At 41.1% G+C, this 16890-nt stretch carries 13 protein-coding genes and 1 riboswitch; of the genes, 6 read left to right on the top strand and 7 right to left on the bottom strand.

All coding sequences use genetic code 11. The features are described from left to right. Positions 1–54: 54 nt before the first annotated feature. The 3 genes from B4U37_RS02150 to B4U37_RS02140 all read right to left on the bottom strand — a co-directional run bounded on the left by B4U37_RS02150 (position 55) and on the right by B4U37_RS02140 (position 2832). On the bottom strand, positions 55–1059 hold the full coding sequence (locus B4U37_RS02150; RefSeq protein ID WP_088016866.1) for a HAMP domain-containing sensor histidine kinase: 1005 nt from the start codon (positions 1057–1059) through the stop codon (positions 55–57). 1 nt (position 1060) lies between these two features. Continuing rightward, the gene (locus tag B4U37_RS02145) at positions 1061–1747 is read right to left on the bottom strand and encodes a response regulator transcription factor (protein ID WP_010191694.1); all 687 of its coding nucleotides are present in this window, start codon (positions 1745–1747) and stop codon (positions 1061–1063) included. A 608-nt stretch (positions 1748–2355) separates the two neighbouring features. After that, positions 2356–2832, bottom strand: a complete 477-nt coding sequence (locus tag B4U37_RS02140) for a CarD family transcriptional regulator (RefSeq protein ID WP_088016865.1) — start codon at positions 2830–2832, stop codon at positions 2356–2358. A gap of 342 nt (positions 2833–3174) precedes the next feature. Here B4U37_RS02140 and cspC point away from each other — a divergent pair, with 342 nt between their 5' ends. After that, positions 3175–3378 carry a cold shock protein CspC gene (gene cspC, locus B4U37_RS02135; RefSeq protein ID WP_010191697.1) on the top strand — a complete coding sequence of 68 codons (204 nt, stop codon included), beginning with the start codon at positions 3175–3177 and terminating at the stop codon, positions 3376–3378. A 146-nt stretch (positions 3379–3524) separates the two neighbouring features. Here cspC and B4U37_RS02130 read toward each other — a convergent pair whose 3' ends face one another. The 4 genes from B4U37_RS02130 to B4U37_RS02115 all read right to left on the bottom strand — a co-directional run bounded on the left by B4U37_RS02130 (position 3525) and on the right by B4U37_RS02115 (position 12517). After that, on the bottom strand, positions 3525–4049 hold the full coding sequence (locus B4U37_RS02130) for a hypothetical protein (protein ID WP_010191699.1): 525 nt from the start codon (positions 4047–4049) through the stop codon (positions 3525–3527). Positions 4050–4425: 376 nt separating this feature from the next. After that, entirely contained in the window at positions 4426–5592 is a 1167-nt protein-coding gene (locus B4U37_RS02125) for an IS256 family transposase (protein WP_088016864.1), read from the bottom strand. Between the two features lie 244 nt (positions 5593–5836). Next, positions 5837–6388, bottom strand: coding sequence for an HD domain-containing protein (locus tag B4U37_RS02120; protein ID WP_010191701.1), 552 nt, complete (start codon positions 6386–6388; stop codon positions 5837–5839). A gap of 234 nt (positions 6389–6622) precedes the next feature. Further along, positions 6623–12517, bottom strand: a complete 5895-nt coding sequence (locus tag B4U37_RS02115) for a lamin tail domain-containing protein (protein WP_245840035.1) — start codon at positions 12515–12517, stop codon at positions 6623–6625. Positions 12518–12872: 355 nt separating this feature from the next. Here B4U37_RS02115 and B4U37_RS02110 point away from each other — a divergent pair, with 355 nt between their 5' ends. The 5 genes from B4U37_RS02110 (at position 12873) to B4U37_RS02090 (ending at position 16828) form a co-directional block, all read left to right on the top strand. Next, complete coding sequence (locus B4U37_RS02110; RefSeq protein WP_010191703.1) at positions 12873–13076, top strand: hypothetical protein; 204 nt, start codon at positions 12873–12875, stop codon at positions 13074–13076. A 72-nt stretch (positions 13077–13148) separates the two neighbouring features. After that, complete coding sequence (locus B4U37_RS02105; RefSeq protein ID WP_245840034.1) at positions 13149–13706, top strand: STAS domain-containing protein; 558 nt, start codon at positions 13149–13151, stop codon at positions 13704–13706. A gap of 309 nt (positions 13707–14015) precedes the next feature. Beyond that, positions 14016–14177 (top strand): DUF1540 domain-containing protein, encoded by a 162-nt coding sequence (locus B4U37_RS02100; protein WP_010191705.1) that lies wholly within the window; start codon positions 14016–14018, stop codon positions 14175–14177. A 249-nt stretch (positions 14178–14426) separates the two neighbouring features. Beyond that, a riboswitch (purine riboswitch) is annotated at positions 14427–14526 on the top strand. A gap of 78 nt (positions 14527–14604) precedes the next feature. After that, positions 14605–15588: a GMP reductase gene (guaC, locus tag B4U37_RS02095; protein ID WP_088016861.1), complete on the top strand. Its 984-nt coding sequence runs from the start codon at positions 14605–14607 to the stop codon at positions 15586–15588. 211 nt (positions 15589–15799) lie between these two features. Beyond that, positions 15800–16828: a LacI family DNA-binding transcriptional regulator gene (locus tag B4U37_RS02090; RefSeq protein ID WP_088016860.1), complete on the top strand. Its 1029-nt coding sequence runs from the start codon at positions 15800–15802 to the stop codon at positions 16826–16828. Positions 16829–16890 lie beyond the last annotated feature (62 nt).

The raw sequence follows: 16890 nt of genomic DNA, 5'->3' as shown, positions 1-16890 counted from the left end.
AGTCACTTAAGGGGACAGATTCATGTCCCACTGGACGAACCTATCCCCTACTTATCAGGTGCTAGCCTTGTTATAAAACTTTATATGAAACTCGGTCCCCTTGCCTTGTTCACTTCTGACCTCGATATCCCCCTGTTGGCTGGTGATAATGCTATACGCCATAGCAAGCCCGATTCCCACACTGTCTTCTCCTGCATTTTTCCCTTTATAAAAACGCCTGAAGATATAGGGGAGATCTTCCTTTGGGATGCCATGCCCATTATCCTTTACCTTTATCTCTGTGTAGAGGGGGTTTTCTGAAAACGAAATGGATACCTGGCCGCCAACCGAAGTATGTTCCACACAATTTTTTAAAATATTTATCATCGCCTCTGCCGTCCAATGATTATCTCCTGTAAACGTGACAGTGTTGTCCCCTTCCACTAATAAGGTCTGTTCCTTAATGTCCATTGGAATTAACACAGACTGCACAGCCCTTTCAATAAGGCCCTTGACTGAAACATTGTCTTTTTTAAAACTGACAGTCCCGGCATCAATTTTGGATAATTTCAAAAGGGAAGACACAAGCCACTCGATTCTTTCTAATTGCACACGAATGTTCTGGGTGAATTCAGCACGCTTTGTTTCATGGAGTTTATTATCGCTGAGCAAATCCGCCATGACCATCATGGAGGTAAGCGGAGTTTTCAATTGATGCGAGATATCTGATATCGCATTCGTTAATTTGACTTTATCCTGTTCCAAATAGGAACGCTGCTCTGAAAGCATCAGAGTGACTTTATAGATATCACTTTTTAAAATACTCAGTTCACCCTCATAGTTGTCACGGACATCCAATTCATAATCTCCATTGCTGATACGGCGTAAGTACCCAGATAGTTTTTCGATTTCCCGGTACCTCCACTTGGTGAAGACCAAACTGCATGTAATAAGCAGCACGGAAGTAACCAAAACAAGTATTGCTGCAGAGGTGGACAAGAAAGCCGTTGCCCCGCTTAATACAGCGCCGATCAAGATCATGATGCTTACATATAGTTGAACTTCTCTGTTACGCCACATCTCATTGACCTGCCTTATAGCCCATACCGCGGACGGTCCGGATGATCACTGGGCTTTGAGGGTTGTCCTCCAGCTTTTCCCGCAAACGTTTGATATACACAGTGAGCGTATTGTCATTGACAAAATCCCCTGCCACATCCCATATTCGGTCAAGCAGCTGAGCTCTCGTCAGCACTTGCCCGATATGGTTTGCAAAGATCATCAACAGTCGGTATTCCAATGCGGTCAGCAGAACCTCTTCCCCATTTTTGAATACTTTTCCTTCCAAAGTGTTGATACGGATATTCTCGATATCTATGTAGCTTTTGACCTGCTCAGGCTGCTTATGGTAGCGCCGTAAGACCGATTTAATCCGGGAAAGCAGCTCACGGACTCTGAATGGCTTCGTAATATAATCATCCGCTCCCATATCAAGCCCCATCACCACATTGACCTCATCATCAAAGGCCGTAAGAAAAATTACCGGTTTGTCCTCACGCTTCTTAACCTGTTCACAAAGGTCATAACCGCTTCCATCAGGTAAAGACAAATCAAATAAACATAAATCTATCTCATTAAGCTTCTCACCGATCGCCGACTCTGCTGATCGAACATCAGGACAAAGAATAGTCTCATACCCCTCCTGCCGAAGAGAATACTCCAAACCAACAGCAATCGTCCTATCGTCCTCCACTATCAACACTCTCATCTTTCAACACCCTAACCAAAAGCCTTTTCTTTTATCATATTTTATCTCTTCCTTCGCGTCAAAAACGTCCTTCACACAAGAACTAAAATTATTCCGGCGGCATGGCAACGGGATACAAATTTAAAGGTGATGCACATTTGCACCACCTTGTTTATAACTTTTCATCCAATCCATCGAGGTTTTTGGGGAGCAGGGCGGTCCTTCGATCTACTTCTCCCTAGCTGGCCCATTAAACATTTTTCTACTATACTATGCAAAAATAGTCGATATTACTCGATGCAATTTCAAGACCGCCATTACAATAAAAAAAATCAGCTTAATCGAACGTTTGTTTAAAAATTATTATTCCGTTTAAAGAGTTATTCAACATTAAGTTTTACTGCATAATGAACATTACTTTGATCCCAGATAGCAATGATTTCGTATAAAAATGGATCGGTTGTAGAAATAACAAAAGAGGATAATGCTTCAAAAGTGAGTTTACGAAGTAGAATGTCTTTGAAATATTTAACTTAAAATACTAATCATATTCCCGAAATACTCAGAATATTTTCGGGAGATGTCAGCAATATCTTTTAGTTTACCTTAACAAAAGCTTTTAGTTTACCTTAACAAAAGCTTTTAATTTGATTTTCCGTGATCCCTTTGATTAATCTTAGTTCACTAATCAAAAATTCATTTGCGTTGTTCAGCATTCTTTTTTCGCTTGAATTAAGTGCTTTCTCTTTCTTCATACGCAACAGATCACGCACAACTTCAGCACCTTCTAATATTTTGCCCGTTTTAATTTTTTCCGTGTTCAATTTAAATCTTTGTTTCCACGGCAGTAATCTATCTGATTCTCCATGCTGAAAAATGTGCATGATGTGTTTCAATGCAATGATGTCAGTAACGGGGCGTATACTTGAACTCAATATTTTACCCGTAGGAATCATGATTTGCATATTACTGATTAACATGCTTATCACATAATATTGTTGTTTTTCCCCTGAGATTTCCTTTTCTTCTATGTCTTTAATTATACCTACTCCGTGCATTGGATAAACAACGTTATCGCCAATTTTAAACAAATAATCCACCTCCATATTTTGTATCTCTCTTAACCTTAACACACAAATCATTTTTAACAAAATATTTTATAATATCATAAATTTATTTTTAGCGTCAACTACTTTACCTAAAAAAATAGAAATAGTAGTTGAAATTAAGTGAAATTACCAATAAAAAGGAAAAATTAGAATGAGATCCTTCCATTCCATCTTTAGTTAAATAACAATAATTTGCAATCTCTGCCGCTTCCTGTTATGATTAAGTTAATTATTTTTGTTCGGTGTAAAGGATAGTATGAATATCAATTTTTCAACTTGATCCTACTTTGGCCAAGGATAGTAATACAATGTGTGGCAACGCACTAGGAGGCAACAAAAATGGAACAAGGTACAGTAAAATGGTTTAATGCAGAAAAAGGTTTTGGATTTATCGAACGCGAAAACGGAGACGACGTATTCGTACATTTCTCCGCAATCCAAAGCGAAGGCTTCAAATCTTTAGACGAAGGTCAAAAAGTAACATTTGACGTTGAGCAAGGTGCTCGCGGAGCTCAAGCTTCTAACGTTCAAAAAGCTTCTTAATCTTATATCGTTTATACAAACAGGTCCTATTAATAGGGCCTGTTTTTTTATGTTTTCTGAGTAACACTCAATAAATCATCCATAATAAAAGACACACGAAAAATTCCATGTGCCTTGTTTGTATGTTTCTTAACCTAGTTGTTGTTCTATTCTACTTCCTCTATTTCCACTTCCAAATTATATTCTTTCGCTAATTCCGTGAACAAAGTTTCGTGCTCATCATAAATTTCACCATATTCTTCGTAGAGAAGGTCTCCCTTTTCCAACAAGCTTTCGTCGCCGTCATAATACCCATCTGCATAAGTGGAATAGGCTTCCAACAATTTTTTATGCGCTTCAATCAACTTATCGTGCGATGGTTGCAAATCCTCCATTGTAATGACAATTGCCTCTGTATCTTCTACCACTTTTTCAAGGGTAGGAATAGTTGTCTCGACTAAATATGTATACGCACTCTCAAGATCCTCTTCCATAAACACAAATTCATCTGCCGCAATCTCCGCATCTACAGCAGCTTCAATAACTGGATTGCTATCATCAATATAGGCAATCAGTTCATCCTGTGCATCAACCTGCTCTTTTATCGAACCCACAATTTCGCTACAAGCAGTCAACACACTTCCTAGAGCGAATAAACTTACAACCAGCAGCATTCTTCTTAATATTTTCATATTTTCCATCTCCTTCCTTAAATATATTAGCAGGGATTAAGGGGAAGATATAGACTTTTTTCTACTTTTTAATACTAGAAGAGAAGGGGCAATGGATGAAGACCCTACTGCCTCCTTTTTTGCTGTAGAGACGTCCTCATTAAGTCAAGTCCATATTAATGTGTAAAAATAGTTACAATGAGATCTAATGCTAAATGTGTTATGGGGTTATGTTTTCAGGTCTTGTTCTTCTTAAAGGTTTAGGGTGTATTCTTTACCCCCTAGGGGGTAAAATTTTCCCTTTTTATGGCCCAGTCACTGTAAGCGCTTTTTTATTAACAAACATTAATGTGACAGTTCACATAATTCCGTTTAGGGAATTAAAAAACTATTTTACTTAGATATGGTGTATATACTTTGACTTACTCCATTCTTCCTCCATTTTCATCAGTACAGATCCAATTATACGTATTGCAGATTGATCGTTCGGGAAAATTTGAATTACCCTTTCTCTTCTCCTTATTTCCCTATTTACTCTTTCTAGCATATTGGTTGTACGTAAGTGTTTGTGAAGCTCAGCTTTTTGAGAATGAAACTGCATTGCATCTTCAAAGCCAGCATCCAACGTTTCAATTACCTTAGTAAACCCTTTTACTTCGTAATACTTCTCAATAAAGTCGCGCTTCAGTTCTCGGCTCAATTTAATGTTGGATGTTCTAAAGATTTCCTTGAGTTCTGTTTTTGCTTCTGAAGAGTTTTTCTTAGGAAAGGAGTCCATTATATTCCTAAGAAAATGAACACAACACCTTTGCCAAGAGGTTCCTAAAAAGGATTCTTTTATAGCAGCCACTAACCCTGCATGTGCATCAGAAATCACCATCTTAGGTGATTGTATCCCTCTTGATTTTAGGTGATCAAAGAAATTAGACCAACTTTCTTCTGATTCCCCATGGGTAACCCTTAACCCAATAATCTCTCTATGTCCTTCTTCGTTTACACCGCAAGCTATAAGTACTCCTTTTGAAACAACCCTATCGTTCTCACGAACTTTAATATACATGGCATCAACATATATGTATGGATAATAAAGGGTGTTTAGTGGGCGGTTTCTCCACTCATTAACTATTGGATCCAATGATTTAGTGAGGTTAGATACTAGTGATTTAGATACACCTTTTCCACACAGTTCTTCTACAATCTTGGTAACTTTACGAGTTGAGACTCCATTTACAACCATCTCAATCATAGAAAGAATTAGAGCTTGTTCGCATCGCTCATACTTTTGGAATACAGAAGTTGAAAATTCACCATCACGAGTTCGGGGAACCTTTAATGTGAGTGAGCCAGTGCCGGTAATTAATTCTCGTTCATAGTAGCCATTCCGATATCCTCTGCGGTCATCCGTTCTCTCGTGAGAGAGAGCATTAATATATTCGTCCCTTTCTTTCTCCATAAGCGAATTCAATACAAGGGCTAAAGATGCTTTTACCGGGGATCCTAAAGAGCTTTTTTCTACCTCGGCTTTAAGTTGTTCCAAATTTATAGTAATATTAATGTTGGTCATTATCATTGCCTCCGTGTGTGATTGTTTTTCGTCGAACACATTGTAACACGGACATTGATAATGGCCTTTCTTTTTACACAATTATATAGACTTAATCTCCTCATTACCCCGATGAAGACCCCACTGCCTCCTTTTTCACCGTAGAGACGTCCTCATTACCCCGATGAAGACATCACCGCCTCTTTTTTCACAGTAGAGACGTCTTCATCCCCACAAAAAAAATCCCTTAAGCGCACCTCACCTTCTACAACTCTACAAAACCAAAAACCTTTCTAACTTCCTGCTCTAATTCACCAATCAACCTAAACCCATCTTTCCTAGGAGCCAATGCCTTCACAATGTTTGCATAGTACCAATGTTGCTTCTCTTTCCCACGATTAAACCGTTCCCAAACCATATCCCCATTCTCTTCAAGATCCGCTCGAATGGAGCGTAAATTGTGCAACTTATCCGCAACGATCACTTGCAACTCTTCCATGGATGCATCTTTTAACCCATTAATGGTGTGCTGTTTTCTTTCTTCCCATGAAAGACTTTTGTCATTTTCAGAAGCTGCCACAACTAAATTTGCTACACGACCACCAAACTCTTTCACCAAGCTATCATACGTGGCTTCCGTATCTTCAAGTGTGTCGTGTATAATTCCCGCAGCAATCACTTCCTCAGAACAGCCCACCCCTTGCAACATCATCCCAACCGCAAAAGGATGTGTGATATAAGGTATCTCTGTCCCTTTTCTTGTTTGATGCTTATGCGCTTCAGCTGCGAAAACAATGGCTTTCTCTACTAAATTCATATGTAACACTCCCCTTTTGTTATTATTTGAATATACCTTTCGAAAATAGTCGATATTTCCCGAACCGATTTTAAGCCCTTTCTTACAATAAAAAAATTCCATTTGATCAAACGTTTGTTTAAAAATTACTATTCAAAATAAAACAAAATCAGATGTCTCTTCTTCTAAGTTTATACTGATTTTTCAAAAAAAGACACATGAAACCCTAAAGATTCCATGTGTCCACCTATTACCCTATAACACTCTTTTTCTCTTCCTCACCATCACCAAACACCCTACTCCCATCACCAGCAATATTAACCCGATGACATAAAAGTCATATAGATTCGTAGCCGTGTTCGGAAGCTTCTCTCCACTCTGTTTCTTCCCTTGGTCATTTTTCTTCCCATCACCACTACCTGGCATTCCAGGATTATTGACTTTAACCGGATCTGCAGGTTTTCCTGGTTGCCCAGGGTTTGGATTCACAGGCCCAGGCGCACCCGGATTACTCGGCCCTCCAGGATTACCACCTGGCGTCCCCGGATTACCCGGTTCCCCAGGTTCTCCCGGCTCGGAAGGATCCGGCTCAACCGGCCCATCTTCCACCTTACCTTTGGTAAACGTCCAAATATCCGAAGTAGTCATCCCCGTGTGCTCATCCTGCACCACAACATACCACCAGTATCGCTCATTTTCCTCAAGACCTTCCCAAACCATCTCCGCCACACTTCCGCTAGAAACAGCCTCTTGCTTGCCAATTTCCACTTCCGTATAAACGTTCACTGCAAAGTAGTCAGTTGCCACTCGCTTTTCTTTTGGCTGAAGGTCAAGGTCCAGCACAAACTCGTCCTTGCCTGGATAGGTTTCGGTATCATAATAGTTGTACTGATCCAAGTACGGTGAATACGTGTTCACGACAATCCGGTTATTGTCCGTATCAAAATGCAGCAGTCGCATGAAGCCTTGTCCGCCTTCTGGTCCTGCCTGATAGTCGGCAAGCATTTGATAGACTTTACGGTCTGCTACGCCATCTCCATCATCGTCCACTTCATCAATTAGTGTTTGCGCCTCATGATAATGGCCGCTCAACACAGCAACAACATTCTCATTTGGCAGTACGACTTCTTCATACAGCTTGTCACCAAGCGGATGACGCACTCCCGTTGCCTGCAAATATTCGTGGAAACTCAAGATTGCGATGCGGTCTGGATGGGCAGCAAGCACCTCATTCACCCAGGCGATTCCTTCGTCTTCCACACCCCAGCCGAGATACACCATGATATAGTCATTTCCGTTCGAGGAAATAAGGTCATAATGTCCGCGGTTATTTTTATAGGTCCCGCCGTAGTAAGGTTTGTCCTCAAAACGGTCTGCGCCAAAGTATTTATAATACTCGGTGTAGTCATTTGTTTTGTGATCCACGTCATGGTTTCCTGCAAGCACGCCATATGGAATTTCACGCTCGTCCAATACACCCATATATTGATCCGCATAATTCCATTGGACCTCCTGGTCAGCCGTATTCACGAGATCTCCCGTGTGGAACACATACTCAATTTTCATTTCCTCTTCCATTTCCGCTATCCATTCGGTTTGCCTTTCATAGATGTACGGGAAGCTTTCCGAATAATATTGCGTATCGGTCATCCAGACAAATGTGTAATCGTACTCTTCAGGTGAGGCTGGAATTTCATCCTGCACCAGTACGTTGATGTTGCCCTCTTTTACAAAATCAGCGACTGCGACTTCCCCTTGCAGCCCAAAGTCTTCCGTTCCAGCAATCTTATAATCAATAATCTCCCACTTGTTGGACGTGTGGTTCCAGGCATACATGGTCACCTTCCTACCTTCAAGGGAGTTCCCTTTCCAAACAAGCTCTACCGTATCCCCTTCCTGAACAGAATCGTCCACTGTCACATCAAAGCGGTGATACGGGAATTCTGTGGAAGAATCCGTGATCAGATATTCTCCGTCCTCTTTAGAAACAAGGGAAATATCCTCTTCCGTAAAAGCTTCCTCGCCCTCTGGAACCATCGTTTGCGGCGGTTCCACTTCATTGGCGTTTTTAAAGCCCTTCATGCGATCACCTTGAGTGACGTCGTACTTATAGCCACCATAAAAAGTAACATCCAAGTTATCGTCAGTCGGATCGGATACCTTTACCTTCAAGGTCGGGTCGCCGTCCACTGGTGTTTCTGCATCATCTGAAGGAGATACCAATTCCGGTTTCAAAGGATTTTCATTCACTACCGTAAAGTGCACCACTTTTACCGCTTCGTTTCCTACCTCATCGATCGCCACGACTTTCAACGTATGTTCGCCGGCCGAAAGCTTAGAAGATGCCGTTTCGTAAGGTGTCGCGATTTCCGTGTCATCAAGGAGCACCCTTGTTTCTTTTACACCGGCAATCTCATCGGTTGCTGTCACATCAATCGTAAAAGCACCCTTGTATTCCTTGCCTTCTTCTAGGGAAGTCGTGATGCTTGGCGCGGTGTTATCCACCATCACCTTTGTTGAGATCTCCTCATCTGCATCAATCGCAGAAATCACATGCTCCCCATCCGATACAGAAGCTGTGTCCCACTTATAAGATTTGGACGGAGCCTGTTCCCCTGCCACCGTAAAAGTGAAATCTTCAAAAATGCGATCTGTTCCGTCATCGCCCATGTCAAACACTTGCGCCGGGTCATTTTTCACCGCATCACGCAGAATGGTTCCATCTGCTAAAACGAGGCGAACATTTCTTAAGTTATAGTCGTCACGATTGTCCTCGGACTCCAGGTCAAATGGAGATGCCTTGTTACCCGCACGAATCGTAATCGTATTGTCGCCAAGCTCCAGTTTGTCTGGATTGATTGGAACCGTGATCGTCTGCCATTCATTGATCCAATCATCAAAAATATGCAGGACCTCATCCCCCATGGTTACCCCGTTCTGGAAGAAGGTATTGATGCCACTCACCTCAAAAGCAAAATAGGAGGTATGCTCGACCGCTTGGAATGTTTCTCCTTCCACTTCCTCACCGTCTATCATAAGCTTCACATCTTCCGGAGCATCGGTGCTGGAAGTCCCCTTCAAAATCTTCTCCCCAGCAAGTATCTCGGCTTCTTTTACATTCAAACGAAGACTGGAGAAATCCAATTCCGTCGTGACATTCACCTTATAAGCCTCTGTTGTCACTTCATTCATGCCATCTGAAATCTCGAAATAATATTCCACATACTCTTTCGCGATAATTTCAGGCGAGTAAACAGTATAGTGGTAAAGCAAATCATTATAATCTTTTGTCAGGATGGCCTGTTTGAAGTCGGTCTGGTCGTTCGTTCGGTAAAATAAACGGACCGTCTTCACTTCCTTGTCATCCTGCGCATCCAAAACGAGTTCAATATTTTCCGTCTGATCAACCTCGGTGACCTTCGTTAAATTTTCATAAGTCGGCGCCACCGTATCTGCTTCGATTTGCACCGTTTCCGCAGGCACCTGTGAAGCATCCACCATACCAGGCGTTGCCGCTTTCACGGCTGCACTTGTCTTGATCATTTGCGTCGAGCCATCTAACGGGTATTGATAGAAGACACCCATATTGGCGGCCGTGTCCTTCACATTCGGAACATCATTGTAGTAAGCGACCGCAAGCTCCTTTTTCGAGTTCGTTGCCACCACAAGTCCACGCATCGCACCATTGGCCATGCCGTCACTGTAAATACGAACGATATTCTGATCCTCCACCAAATTGGAACCATAATTGGCGTTGAAATCCGCCACGGTCTGCTCACGATTTTGTGCATTGATGATCCAGAACACAAGCGTTTCCTTTGATGGAATCACCACATCATCGGGAATCGAAGGCCACACCACATCTGTCGCACTCTCCGCTCCGTAACGATAATAAAGCTTGTAATCTTTAAAACTCAGATCCTGATTCGTATTGTTATAGATTTCAATGAACTCATAGCCGTCCGCCGACCCAACATTCGTCGAATCCGGAACCACTTCCGTCACCAAAAATGGCGGCAGAGATTGATAATCCACTTCAATTTGTTCTACTTCAATCGTGAACTCTTCCGTCTTGGAAACATTCCAACCATCGGAAGCTTCCACATAATAAACGATATCCCCGGCAACATCCGCCCCAAGTATTTCCGCCGTATAGACAGAAGACCCTTCAGACGTTGGGTTCATGGACAACGAAGTAAATGTCTCGTCCCCTTGCTTTTTATAAAATAAAGTCGCAAAAGGTTTTGCCATGTCATCTGTAATCGTTGCTTCGATGCGAATCGGCGAGTACGCAGTACCACTTGTGACAGGCGTATGTTCCACCACAGGCGCAACTGTATCTTCCGGAATTTCCTCCAGCTCCACCGGCTTGGTCGGCACCTGGCTTTCTTTTGCCGTACCAGGTGTCGGCGCAGCCAATCCTTCCAGCTTCAGCATCGCCGTTCCGCTAGTCGGGAATAGATAATCAATGCCTGCTCCGTTGTTGTCATTGTCACTGCCAAGATAGCTTGCGGACACAACCTCTGCTCCGTCTGCATCCTTGATCACGAGAGCACGATTGCCGCCGTTTGCAAAACCAGGGAAGACATCCTTGAACTCCACAACCTGACTTTCTGTGAGCGAGAGCCCAAAGTTTTCATTAAAATCAGCAAGCGTCCTGTTTCCGTTGTTATACCAAAATACGATTTCCTCCTGCGGCTCCAAGATCACAGCAGGCACCTGGAATGGCAGCTCACTTCCCGTGTCCGTATATTTATAGACAAAAGAATAGTTTGCAAGATTCATCGGTTGATTTGTATTGTTATACACCTCAAAAAACTCGTAGTAATCCGTTCCTCCCCCTTTGGAGTTCGGGGACAGTTCGGTAATAAGGACCGGTACTTCACTGTATGTTTCTGCTGGTACCTCAACCTCAATCGTCGACGGCTCCGTCGCTACTGTGTTAGTTCCATCTGTTGCTTCGATATAGTAGGTGATTGGTGCATCCACCTTGGAAGCTGGAATTTCGACAGTGTAGGCAGACGTCGTCTCTTGTTGTTGCATGCTTATACTCGTATAATTTACCTCTGATTCTTTTTTATAAAATAATGTTGCAGCAGTGACACCAACATCATCCGTTATCTTGGCTTGCACGGGGATGGCAGTGAACCTTTCTGCTTCTGTAATAGAGGTATGCTCAATAACTGGCGCGATTTCGTCAGGAGCAGGCGCTTCCTCTTCCTCCACAGTCACCGGCTGCTCAGGAACTTGAACCGCTTCAATGGATCCAGGTGTCGGCAATGCTAGAACCGCATGCTTGTCCATTTCCGTTCCGCTCGCAGGAAACTTATACTCAATTCCCGCTCCATCGTTATCATTTTCAGTTCCAAGATAACTGGCAGAAACCAATTCCTTCCCTTGCTTATCGTGGATCACCAACGCTCGGTTACCACCATTCGAAAACCCTGGGAAGACATCTTTAAAAGAAACTACCTGATCTTCCGTTAACGCCAACCCAAAGTTCTCGTTAAAATCAGCTATACTACGGTCTCCGTTGTTAAACCAGAACACAAGTGTTTCCTGTGATTCAATGGTTGTTTCCGGAACGGCAAATGATCTTTCACTTCCTGTATCCGTGTATGTATAGATAAAATTTAGATTCGCTGTAGATATCGCCTGGTCTGTATTATTGTAAAGCTCAAAGTACTCATAGTGATCAGTACCAGCTGAGTTTGGAGAAATTTCTGTGATGAGTAAATGTGGGAGCAGGTTGTAATCCGGCTCTTCTGTGATGGTTTCTTCTTCTGGTTGTTGCACTTCAGTAGGTTCTTCTGGTTGTTCCGTTGATTCACCCATTTCTTCCTCTTCAGATGGTGGGGCAAATTCTGGTTGTGGTTCTTCTTCTACTGGCTCTTCCACTTGTGGTTCTTCATTTACAGGTTCTTCCGTTACCTCTTCTTCTTCCACCACTTCCACTTCTGGCGGTTGCGGTTCTATCGTTTCCTCAGCAGGCGGTTCTGTATTTTCAACCGGCTCGCTATTTTCTTCCTGGTTTGTTACCTCATGGTCTTCTACAGGTGGAGACTCCGTTTCTGTAACTTCTTCTTCCGCATACACCAAGCCACGTGGCACAACTGGCTGAAAACTCGTTCCCACAATAGTAACAATCATCAATGACGACAGCAGCTTCCTACCAAACTTTCGCTTCTCTTTCCTCATCACTAACCTCCACCAAACTTTTTTGAACATTTAAAATTTTACCGATGGAATGTTAAGTGGATATGAAGGTGTTGTAAAATTTGTGGAAATCAGCAAGGTTACATACTCCATTTTCTCTGAATTTTATGTTCATTTGCCAATGGGGTGAGTCATGGGGAAAGGTTTTTTATCATGATTCAATATTTTACAAGAAACCCCTTCTTCCGCACGACTTCTTCTCTTTCAAGTAAAAACATTGTCGTAATTTTGTATCTTTTTTCCTATATCTAAGTTAGGATGGGAGTATTAAGGAAGGCAGGTGATACCGATGACGCATGGACATGGCTTGGTTTATGAAACAATGGAAGAAGCGGCAGATGAAATTTTGGCGTTGATTAGTAAATTTGTAGATGTGAACACTTTTTTCATTGCAAAGAATGATAAAATAGATGTCAACATTATACATGCCTTCAATCGTAATGATGTTGTGCTTCCCTCAGGGTTTGAAACGTTATACCGTGATTCCTATTGACAGTTTATTATAAAAAGTGGTCGGGAACCACTTATCATTGAAGATTTGATCTTATCTGACCTAACCAAAGATATGGAAGTTACCAAAAGTCTTGGGGACGGATCGCTTATCGGTGTTCCCATTTACTATAAGGATGGGGAGAATTACGGTACCTTGTGCGGAATGGATTTGCGTCCCTTCCATTTTACAGAGAATCACAAGGATTTGTTTAAAGCAATGGCCAAGTTGCTTGGAAACGTACTGGATTTACAAAAGAAAAACTTACAAGTTCAAATGCTCTCCGTGCCCCTAGTCCCAATATTTGATGATATGGCTGTCCTTCCGCTTATCGGCGAGGTTGATTCTGAACGTACATCTAGGGTCATCGAACACACTTTGACTGAAGCGGCCAAAGGAGAATTAGAGCACATCATCATCGATTTATCCGGCCTCGCTCGCATCGATTCGAGAAGCGTCGAAAATTTAATGCTTATCTCCAATTCTCTTAAACTGGTTGGAGTCCGCATTACCTATACCGGGATTCGACCAGACCTTGCAAAAAAAGTAAACCTATTACAATATACCTTCAAAGACAATACGTTTAAATCGACACTTAAACAAGCTATCCAGTCGATTAGAAAAGGCTCTTAAACGGTATTTCATAGTCATAAACAACAAGTAAAAGGCTTTATATGCTGATCATGGCATATAAAGCCTTTTCTATCGTTATAAAAATTGAACTATTCTTATATAGCATGCGGAAATAGTCGATGTTTATCGATTCAAATCTAACCGTATAGGGACAATAGTTGAAAATGACTTATGCAAACATTTGTTTAAAAATAGTTATATAAGGAAAATTTTTTCTCACATCACTAATTACGATGAAAGTGTATGAACTCTTCTATCTGCATAGAATGAACAGAGCTTGTTTATCCTAAAAGTTAAGGAGGTGTTTATATGGCACAGGATGTATTATGTGAAGTAAGCAGTTGCGTTCACAACATTAATGCCCAAAACAAATGTGGCGCTGCTCAAATTTATGTAGTAAACAACAAAGAACGTAACGCTTCAAACAGCGAAGAAACAGATTGCAAAACATTTGAACCAGCCGGCCACTAACTTTATGACAAAGCGGCAATCATGACGGTGATTGTCGCTTTTCTATCTTTATTATTGATAATAATTCTCATTATTATGCATCCTCTACAAGATCTTTCCATATCGATTTATTTTAACTGACGAGGATAAAAAGCTAGAAAAGCTATATACTGAGTAATAATAGCGTAAATAGCTTAAATTCACCCTTAAAATACGAACATTTATCATTTACATAAACATAAAGTTCGTTTATAATCAAAATTGTGTTTAATTAATATAGTTATTTTCATTCGTATATTCTTAGAGATATGGTCTAAGAGTTTCTACTAGGAGCCGTAAAATCCTAACTACGAATGGGTAGGATTGCTCTGCCCATTTTTAGTCTGGATTTTTTGTTGTGTAAAAACCGAACATTACTATGAAAATTATTCTTTTAGGAGTGTGTCTCATGGAAAATGTATTTGATTATGAAGATATTCAGTTAGTCCCAAATAAATGTGTGGTTAACAGCCGTTCTGAATGTGATACAACGGTAACACTTGGTGGCCGTCAATTTAAACTTCCTGTAGTGCCAGCCAATATGCAAACAATCATTGATGAAAAGATTGCCCTTTATCTTGCTGAAAATAACTACTTTTACATCATGCACCGCTTTGAGCCACAAAAGCGTCATGCATTCATAGAGAACATGCATGCAAAAGGTCTTTACGCTTCCATCAGTGTTGGGGTGAAAGAAGAAGAATATTCCTTCGTTGAAGAGCTTGCAGCAGCAAATCTTACTCCTGAATACATCACGATCGACATTGCCCATGGGCATTCCAATGCTGTTATCAACATGATTCAGCATATCAAAAAACACTTGCCAGAGAGCTTCGTCATTGCAGGAAACGTTGGTACACCTGAAGCTGTTCGTGAACTGGAGCATGCCGGTGCAGATGCAACAAAAGTGGGAATCGGCCCTGGTAAAGTATGTATCACAAAAATAAAAACAGGATTTGGAACTGGTGGCTGGCAGTTGGCTGCACTTCGTTTATGTGCAAAGGCAGCAAGCAAACCAATCATCGCTGATGGCGGAATCCGTACACACGGAGATATCGCGAAATCCGTACGTTTCGGTGCAACGATGGTCATGATCGGCTCCCTTTTTGCCGGCCATGAAGAATCACCAGGAGAAACGAGCGAAGTAAACGGAAAGCTAGTGAAAGAGTACTTCGGATCCGCTTCCGAATTCCAAAAAGGCGAAAAGAAAAACGTAGAAGGCAAAAAAATGTTCGTTGAGCATAAAGGTGCCTTACAAGATACATTAACGGAAATGGAACAAGACCTTCAATCATCCATTTCTTACGCTGGAGGAACGACTTTAGACTCCATCCGTCACGTAGATTATGTGATCGTGAAAAACTCCATTTTTAATGGGGATAAGGTTTACTAAGGTTTAGGGGAACAAACATGGCAGCATACTTAATCCGGTGGGGTTAGGTATGCTGTTTTATTATGTTAATACGGAAAATCATTATCGTAGCAGATATCGTGCTCTATATTGAGAGAAAGAGCCTGCCAAAAAATAAAGCATATTGACAACATTTATTGAAATGTATTAATCTTATAGCACAAGGAGTTAACCGGTTAACCTGGAGGCAAAGATGAAAAAAACAACGATCAAAGATGTAGCTAAATATGCGGAAGTATCGCCTGCAACCGTATCCTATGTATTAAACGGTGTAAAAAAAGTATCGGATGATACAAAGCGGCGAGTACTTGAAGCGGTTGAAGTTTTAAATTACTACCCTGATTTTACCGCCATTAGCTTGTCAAAGAAGAAATCCAATCTGATTGGAATAATGCTCCCGTTAGTGGAAGATTCACCGGCTTCGGTGTTTAAAAACAACTTATATTACAATGAGTTTGTAAGCGGAGTGGAGTCAGTCGCTCGAAACCGTAAGTTTGATACGATGATCGCAGGTGTTGGAAATCCTGAAGAATGTAGAAATTGGGTAAAGAAAAGAAATTTAGATGGATTGATATTCTTGGGGATGTTTTCCCAACACTTATACAATGAGTTGAAAGCGCTTAACATCCCAACTGTCCTTATTGATACTTATGAGGAATACACAAATCTATTTGATAATGTGAAAGTAAATGATGAACATGGTGGATATTTAGCTACTAAACATTTAATTGATTTGGGTCACAAAGACATTGGATTTGTCGCTACGAGTCTTATATCAAGCCCTGTCGACACAAAGCGTTTTGAGGGATATAAAAAAGCATTACAAGAAGCTGGTCTGGGCTTAGATAAGAAGTTAATTTTTGAAACGAAAGATATTACATTTGATAATGGATTAAAGATTGGGAAGAAGATTGTAAATTATAATCGAAAATTAACAGGAATTGTAACGGTGTCCGATGTGTTGGCTATCGGAATTATTAAAGCTCTACAAAAACAAGGTAAACAAGTTCCTGGTGATTATTCGATTGTCGGTTTTGATGATTTAACTATCAGTAACTATACAACGCCTAGTTTAACGACAGTCCGGCAAGACATTATTGAAAAAGGAAAAACAGCCGGAAACCTACTCTTAAATTCTATTGAATCAATAGATACCGAACATCAAACGGTTGAAATGCCAGTAGAACTTATCATTAGAGAATCGACCCAGCAACGTAACTAAAAAATTTAGAAGTGCTATTCACTAACATATAGCACTTTAAATTTTAAATACTTGGTTAAACG

The sequence above is a fragment of the Sutcliffiella horikoshii genome, from assembly GCF_002157855.1.
GTDB lineage: Bacteria > Bacillota > Bacilli > Bacillales > Bacillaceae_I > Sutcliffiella_A > Sutcliffiella_A horikoshii_C.
The sequence above is the reverse complement of the archived record's forward strand: the minus strand, read 5'-3'. Positions and strand labels throughout refer to the sequence as shown.